The sequence below is a fragment of the Pseudoalteromonas sp. ABE4_541 genome (assembly GCF_056312285.1).
Genome location: NZ_JBSVEM010000004.1, coordinates 73,475 through 81,597, shown reverse-complemented (window position 1 = coordinate 81,597; position 8,123 = coordinate 73,475). Strand labels below are relative to the sequence as shown.

General features: G+C 39.9%; 7 protein-coding genes. 6 read left to right on the top strand and 1 reads right to left on the bottom strand.

What is annotated here, in order from left to right:
* The first annotated feature begins 9 nt into the window (after positions 1 to 9).
* The 6 genes from ACW689_RS05485 to ACW689_RS05460 all read left to right on the top strand — a co-directional run bounded on the left by ACW689_RS05485 (position 10) and on the right by ACW689_RS05460 (position 6,318).
* Positions 10 to 978 (top strand): TauD/TfdA family dioxygenase, encoded by a 969-nt coding sequence (locus tag ACW689_RS05485; protein ID WP_476289133.1) that lies wholly within the window; start codon positions 10 to 12, stop codon positions 976 to 978.
* An 87-nt stretch (positions 979 to 1,065) separates the two neighbouring features.
* Positions 1,066 to 2,445, top strand: coding sequence for a serine hydrolase domain-containing protein (locus ACW689_RS05480; protein WP_476289131.1), 1,380 nt, complete (start codon positions 1,066 to 1,068; stop codon positions 2,443 to 2,445).
* Between the two features lie 204 nt (positions 2,446 to 2,649).
* The gene (locus ACW689_RS05475) at positions 2,650 to 3,189 is read left to right on the top strand and encodes a YcjF family protein (RefSeq protein ID WP_476289129.1); all 540 of its coding nucleotides are present in this window, start codon (positions 2,650 to 2,652) and stop codon (positions 3,187 to 3,189) included.
* Positions 3,190 to 3,260: 71 nt separating this feature from the next.
* Positions 3,261 to 3,437: a hypothetical protein gene (locus ACW689_RS05470; protein WP_476289127.1), complete on the top strand. Its 177-nt coding sequence runs from the start codon at positions 3,261 to 3,263 to the stop codon at positions 3,435 to 3,437.
* 107 nt (positions 3,438 to 3,544) lie between these two features.
* Positions 3,545 to 5,212, top strand: a complete 1,668-nt coding sequence (locus tag ACW689_RS05465; RefSeq protein WP_476289125.1) for a cyclic peptide export ABC transporter — start codon at positions 3,545 to 3,547, stop codon at positions 5,210 to 5,212.
* Positions 5,209 to 6,318 carry a prohibitin family protein gene (locus ACW689_RS05460; protein WP_476289123.1) on the top strand — a complete coding sequence of 370 codons (1,110 nt, stop codon included), beginning with the start codon at positions 5,209 to 5,211 and terminating at the stop codon, positions 6,316 to 6,318. Before ACW689_RS05465 ends, ACW689_RS05460 begins: the two co-directional genes overlap by 4 nt.
* 62 nt (positions 6,319 to 6,380) lie before the next feature.
* Here ACW689_RS05460 and ACW689_RS05455 read toward each other — a convergent pair whose 3' ends face one another.
* Entirely contained in the window at positions 6,381 to 8,123 is a 1,743-nt protein-coding gene (locus tag ACW689_RS05455) for a lipoprotein N-acyltransferase Lnb domain-containing protein (protein ID WP_476289121.1), read from the bottom strand.

Below are 8,123 nucleotides of genomic sequence, written 5' to 3'. Positions count from 1 at the left end.
GGGACGGAAATGGATCAGTTATTAACGAATAAGGTCAGTTCACAGTCTGAGGTTATCGATCAACGGATCCATGACCTTAGTGCAATCAAACAAAGCGGATTAGCGTGGGTTAAATCGCATATCAGCGAAATAAATCAATGGGTCAATCGTGATGGCTTTGCATTGCTCAGAGGCTTAAACATCGTGAGTAGTAATCAGTTTAGTACCATTTTGGAAACGATTTTTGGCGAGCCGCTCAGTCAGTATATGTATCGCTCATCGCCCAGAACCGCTTTGAAAAACAATATTTACACCACGACTGAATATCATTCTGATCAAGTTATTTTGCAGCACAATGAAAACGCCTACTCAAATTGTTGGCCAATGAGAATGGGTTTTTTCTGTGTAGTACCAGCAAAAGAGGGCGGAGATACACCACTTGCCGATAGTCGTTTGGTATATCAAAACTTGCCGCTACCTTTGAGGGAGAAGTTTGAGCGTTTGGGCGTTATGTACGTGAGAAACTATGGTTCGATAGATTTACCTTGGCAAGAAGTGTTTCAGACTAATAGTAAGCTTGAGGTTGAATCTTATTGTAAAGCAAATGATATTCAATTTGAGTGGCTTGATGAACAAAGGCTGCAAACTAAGCAGGTTCGCCCGGCCGTCGCTACTCATCCTAGAACTGGTGAAAAGGTTTGGTTTAATCAAGCACACTTATTTCACAGCTCAAGTATTGATGCCCATTCTCCAGATATGATGCGTACCAGCATTGGCGAAGACAAGTTACCAAGAAACGCATATTTTGGTGATGGGAGTTCTATTTTGGATGAAGACATCAAAACGATTAACGATGTATATGAAAACGTGACATTTTCATATCCATGGCAAAGAAATGATATTTTGTTGTTGGATAACATGTTGTACACCCATGGTCGACAGGCATACTCCGGTGTAAGGAAAGTTTTAGTGGGAATGGCAAAAATCACTCATGGCTAAGTTTATCGATGCCTTTTAAATTAAAACAAAAGTGTTTGTTAGTAGTTGTGTGGTTAGCAGGCAATAAACCTTTGAAGGAAACGAACAATGCAATGGCTTTTACATTCACGTTTTAAAATTTTGGTTTTATGTTTGATCAGTTTGATCTTGGCGTCCTGTTTACAAAAGAAAAGCATCGCTAAGAACACAACGATAACGGCGGACCAAATTGAGATGATCGCCACAACGGTTAATGATTACTGTGACAAAATGGTGTTCTTTGGCACAGTTTATATCACCTCAGCAGATAGCGTTGTCTATAAGGCAAACTGCGGCCCGCAAAATATGCAATATGAAGTCGATAACACCATAAAGTCTAAATATAGAATTGGCTCTAATACTAAAGCGTTCGCGGCAGCCATTTTAATGCGTATTCTCGAAGGAAAGGACCTAAGACAGGAAACCGTAGGTGATTATCTACCTTGGTATCCGAAAAACGAATGTGCCAATGTTTCTCTTCATCATCTATTAACTATGTCGTCTGGCATTGATAATTATAGCGACAATGAAGAGGTATATGACAACTATGGCTGGCGCCCATTTTTGTCTGAATCAGATCCCGCAAATCAATTGACATTAAGTGGCCCAGAGGTCTTTAGTAAACGTTTTTGTACATGCACAGCGCAAGGTGATAAACCGTCGTTTACACCCGGATCTCAATACGAATACAGTAACTGTAATTACTATTTAATCGGTAACATCATTGAGCGGTTTTTATCAGGAAATCAGGGCGATATTGCCGAAGAGTTTTGGTTTAGAAATGTACTTCAAGAACAGATTTTAAATCCATTAAATATGACCGATAGCGGCTCGTTTAGTGCGATTGGTGTGTATAAGGATATGACTACGGGGTATATCTATAAAGATAACCAGTATTTACCGCTTGCCAATGGCAGACCACCAGCTGTGGGTGGGCCAGTACCCTATGAAAATATATTAGTAAACCCGTACAGCAACCCTTTAGTTTTGTACTCAGCAGGGGATATGTATTCCACGGTTGAGGATATGCACAAATGGGATCAGGGGTTATATGGCACGCAAATTCTAAACGAAACGCAAAAGCTTGCTGCGTTTGCACCGTACTCAAACACCAATAGCAGCGAGTCATGTGAGTATTATGGCTATGGTTGGTTTGTGACATACATTGACCCTAACCAGTACGGAAAAGTATCGAATTGTCCTCAAGACCCAACCGATGCCAACTTAAGACAATACGAAAAGTTTTTGCAGTATTCAGGCAGCTACCCTTATTCATGGGTGACTAGCTTTAACCGATTACTTGAACGTGATCAGACCGTGATGGTTTTTAGCAACTATGTAAAAACGGGTACCGAATCAGATTGTATTTCTAGCGAGATCAGAAACATCATTTTTTATAGTGACAAACACCGTAGTGTCAGTTGTCAAAATGTCTTAAATGATGCTTAGCATAATAGCTGAAAAGGAAATAGAGCAGTTGTATTTCATTTTCACATCGAGGAACAAAAATACATTGTTCCTTGTTTGAGTTACTTTTCTATCACTATGTGGTGGAAAGTGAAAAAGGGCAAACTTGAGTTGAGGCTTTTATAGCTTAAGCAATGGTTTGATGTGTTTAACAACTGTTTAATTCAAAATCATAGAGGATTTATTATGACAGCGACAAAAGCAGCAAAGGATGAAAAAGCAAGCGAAGTGAAAACTGAGCAAGTTGAGGTGGAAAACCGTTCAGCCGTTGCAAACATTATTGTCGATAAGTATACCAAATGGTCATTTGGCACAGGGCTTATTCCAATTCCTGCGGTTGATTTAGTGGCTTTAACTGGTATTCAGATAAAAATGATTAGCGAGATTGCCAAGGTTTATGGTCAGTCGTATAGCGAAAATAAGATACGCGGTACTGTAAGCGCAGTAATTGGTGGTTCATTTCCACAAACGCTTGGCGGTGCAGGCTTAAGCAGCTTTTTGAAAGCTGTGCCAGTGATAGGCACTTTGAGTGCTTTAGCATTTATGCCTGTAGTTTCAGCAGCATCTACCAATGCTGTAGGCACTACGTTTATTCGACACTTTGAAAATGGTGGCACTTTGCTTGATTTAAACCTAGCAAGCATTAAAGGTGACATCTCTGAGATAGCAGCGAAGTATCGTAAAGACAAAGGTAATGCAGACGCTCAAGTGAATGCTGCTAGTTAGTAGTAGGCTGATAAACCAGCAGATTTCTGCTGGTTTATTTATAAAATGCTTGTTAACGTAAGGATATAATTATGTTGGTCGTGTTGTATTTATCGTTATGCCTGTTGTCGGGGTATTGGGGAAGAAACACGTTTGCTGGCCCTGTTGGATTTTTTCTGATCTCCTTGGTGTTTACGCCAATAGCGAGTTTGCTCATTTTGTTTTTGGCAAAGCGAAGAGATCCTGAACCAGAGAGCGACGACGATTGATTTAAGTATGATTTATAAGCTGCTTTATCACTAAATGCTTGAAAGGATATTGCAATTCGTCTTAGCAAGCAAACGAATGCTGAGTACAAAAACAATAAGATAATGAAATGGTATTATACGATTTAATAAGTCGAAATATAAAAATAAAGAAAAGGACCTTCATAGCACTCGGTTGTATCTCTGGGCTTGCTAATGCATTGGTACTTGCTTTAATCAATAATGTGGCAGAGAACATATCTGATATTCATAAAGAAAATCATATTCTCTATTATTTAGTTTTATTTAGCTTAACCATTTTAATCTATGGACTAACGCAGCAGCGTGTTATGACCAAGGCCGCTCGCACGGTTGAACGGGCCATCGCTAGCCTAAGAGTCGAGTTATTCGAGAGTGTACGTTACACCGAATTGTCAACGCTCGAGAAAATTGGCAAAGAACGAATTTTTAATACGCTGAGCAAAGAGCTACAAACCATTTCACAATCTGCACAACTATTTGTGATAATCGGTCAGTCAATTACATTGGTGTTTTTTACCTCGTTGTACATTGCATATCACTCATTTGTTGCTTTTTTGGTGATTTCCGCACTCATTATGTTGGGTGCGAGCATTCATCGGCTTCGAGCTAACGAGATCCAAAAAAATATGCAGCTTTCATTCGAAAGTGAAAACATGTTAATCCAACGCTTATCTGATTTACTCGATGGATTCAAAGAAGTAAAACTCAGTGTACCTCGCGCAGACGACCTAGAACATGCTTTTGTCGCTGATTCTAATCGTGCAAAAAAAGCAAATACCAACACCAAAACCCTGTTTGCGACCGATTTTGTAATGTCACAAATCACCTTTTTTGCGGCAACGGGCGCGATGGTGTTTATTGTTCCTATGCTGTCAGATGTGTATACAGATGTTGTTATAAAGGTGACAACCGCATCTTTGTTCTTAATAGGGCCTATAACCAGTATTGTTGGTGGTATTCCTATTTACACGACGGCAACTGAGGCTGCTAACAACGTGCTTGCGTTAGAACAAGAACTCAAGAAAGAGACTCAAAAAGATAAAGTAAAGGCTGCAAGAGCAAGCCATGGAGCGCAGGTACGCGCCTTCGAAGAAATTCGTTTGGATAATGCCTACTATCAGCACAATAAAAAGGCTGGGGATAGGCCGTTTTTTGTTGGCCCCGTGGAGTTATCCATTAAGCCTGGTCAGATCACGTTTATTACCGGTGGTAACGGAAGCGGCAAAACGACCTTTATCCGTATGTTAACTGGGCTATACGAGTTACAAGGTGGGCAGATACTTCTCAATGGTCAAGCGGTAACAAATAATGAGCTTGAGAGCTATCGGAGTTTGTTTACGGCGGTATTTTCTGATTTTCACTTATTTAAACAACTTTATGGTATTCGCACGGCGTCACAACAAGAAATCGATGATTGGCTCGTATTTTTAGAAATGAACAATAAGGTGAGTGTAGAAAATGGCAAATTCAGCTCTGTGGATTTATCTACAGGTCAGAGGAAACGTTTAGCCTTGCTCAGTACCATTCTAGAAAATAGGCCTATTTATATTTTTGATGAATGGGCTGCTGATCAAGACCCTATATTTAGACGCAAGTTTTATGAACAAGTATTGCCAAGGTTAAAAGCGCGCGGCAATACAGTCATTGCCATCACTCATGATGATGCATACTTCCATTTAGCGGATGTGCACCTGAAAATGGTAGAAGGACAATTAATGGAACACCATCAAGTCGAAGCTGAGGGGACACCCTTATGAATATTATCATCCCACCAGATATAGGCTTACTTGCGCTTGGTGCGCTCTGTTTAGTCATTCTTATCTCTAACTTAGTGATGCGCCTTCTAAAACGTTATTATCCAAAGTTGCGTAAGCGCATCATATCTTGGCGTTTTAGAGCTGGTGTTACGCTGCTGGTTTTATTATTTTTAATAGTCGCCTTATTTCCTGTAGTGTTTATTAAAATTGATTCAGGTCAAGTGGGGGTACTGTGGAAGCGTTTGGGAGGTGGTACCTATCTCGATAAGCCATTTTCAGAAGGTACTGTGCTCGTGATGCCATGGGATAAATTAACGATTTACTCTAGCCGATTCCAAACTGCACATCGAAAGGTACACGCGATAACCAAGCAAGGCTTAAGGATCTCCATGGATATAACGGTACGTTACAGGCCCGTTGTTAAGCATGTTCCTTATCTGCATCAGTTGGTTGGCGCTGATTATGTGAATGAAATGGTGATACCTGAAGTTGGTTCAGCGGTTAGGATAATTGTCTCTAACTATACTGCGGAGGAAGTTTATGGTTCACAAAGGATGGACGTGCAAGCGCAGCTACTGAATGAAGTGCTAAAAGAGTTAAGGTTGCAAGAACAAACGATACTAGAAGAAGCTGAAAGTGGCATAAGGGGACATGCACTTGTAAACCTTGATGATGTGCTGATCCGACGTGTGGATGTACCAGAGAAAGTTCATAATGCCATAATTTCTAAGGTAAATCAGCATTACCTGCAACAAGAGTATGACATGCGTCTAGAAGTTGCGGTAAAAGAGGCCAAAAGAAAAGAAACGGAAGCAAAGGGTATTGCAGCATTTCAAAAGGAAGTTAGTGGTGGTATTTCTGAAACTTACCTGAGATGGCGAGGAATTGAGGCAACTATTGAACTTGCTAAATCAAATAATAGCAAAGTGGTTGTCATTGGCGGTGGTAAAGACGGGCTTCCCCTCATTTTGAATACTGAAAATAGTTTGGCACCGGTAATACAACCTGATACAGAAAAAGAGGCTGAGTCGCCAACTAAGGAATCGATATACAAGAGTCCGACAAGTAGCACTCATATTCCACTAGAAGAGGTGAGTAGCCCATAAACGCTTGACTCATGCCTACGTATCATCGTGGGCATGAGTCAATAGTGTCAAGTTTAAGCACTCTAAAAATATAAATTGTAACTCAGACTCATGCTGGTATTTGTCTGGAGTTTATCTTTTACTGACTCTAATGACAGAGATACACTATTTGCATTATTGATAAACCAACTGTACTTTATCGTTGTTTCCATCATCGTGTTTGTTTTGTGTATTTTTCCAGAGCCCCATGATACTTCAACTGTTAATTTGGTATCGTGTACTAAGTCAGTAACTATTCCAGCTTTTAATTGAGCGAACCATTCGATGTGAGCTAGATTTGATGTTAACCCAGTAACGCCATGTGAATATACTAGAAGATCTTTATGAAGTTGTATGCTTTTACCCAGTCCAAACGAGATCTCACCGACAGAGTCGGGGTTCAGTGAATCATTATATGACGGGCGGTAACCTAAATATAGCTCACTAGACCAAGTCGAATTATGTTGTGTTGAAGGAGCGAGGTTTTTAACGCTGTAAATAGTCGCCTCTGACAGTTTTACGCTATTCTTATCAAAGTTAAGTTCGGTTACAACTTTTCCTAGCAACAATTCAGATTCATACAGATACTGCCGATTATCCGCAAAAAGATAATGGCCAGAAGCCAAGAAACTCAATTGAGCGCGCGCATCGGCTGAGTTATCAATCAAACTTATTCCGATGGCAGAATCTTGAGGGGTCATCGCAGGGTGTTTGTAATCTGCAAGATCGACATCTATTGAATCACCGAGCGCTTCATACCAATTGGCAGATGCGAGTGCTAGGTATTTTTGCGATAGCAAAGGTAACTTTCTTGCTTTGTCGATATTTTTTGTAGTAAGCAAAGGTGTAAGTTGGTACTTTTGTGACGCAGTCAGTTCATCATAAAGGGAGTTTAGTAACCAGTTTGGAGAAGCAATTACTTGCGTTTGTGATACCAAGCCATGTTTTTTGGCAGCCTTTAATACGTCGACAGGACTTACAAATAGCTTTTTTTCAATTAAAACACTTGGGTTGAGTAAGGCGATTAGTTCCAACGTGAGTGTTGCACAGTTATAAGATTGAAAATAATACGTTAAGTTAAGTGCCTTTAGCTCCCATAGGTGTAGCTGTAGCAATCTCTTTTTAAATTCGTCACCGGATAAACGAAATAGCCACAAATTTCGTTTTTCAATATCAAGGTATTTATGTTGATCTTGTTTGAACGGCCTGACGGTGAAAAAACCTGGCATACCAGTGATTAAGCTTTCTTTAATAAGAGAAAAGGGATTGAGCGTGGTTATCTCTGTAAAAAAAGCGAGAGAGTGACTCACTTCAACATCTCGATAATTCTTACCATTAGCCTTTAAAAATATATGGCCCATCATACTTGAGGCCGAGGAGAATATCTCAGATGCAAATACAAGTTCCAGATCGTCAATGGGAACGTGATCAATATACCTCTTTAGTTCAGGGCAATGCTCTAAGGCGCTTGCATAATCACTAATATTTATATTTAAAGCGTCACTTAAAAAAAGACTTCGAGCAGGGTATTTACAAAAAGCAGACTGAGGATCGGTATTAATGAGTGATAGAGTGAGTTCTAGCTCTCTAGAATTAGAGAAATTATTACCGGATAGTAAGAAATTACGACTTGTTATTTGCGGCTTATTATCACTACTATGTAACAAGCTCTGCCAAATTTTGGATGAAGCAACTTCGTTAAGAGATTTTATCTCATGTGCGATAGCATTGGATGTGAATAAAATGAATAGAGCCACTAAAATGTGGCTCTTGATATGATTGTTCAT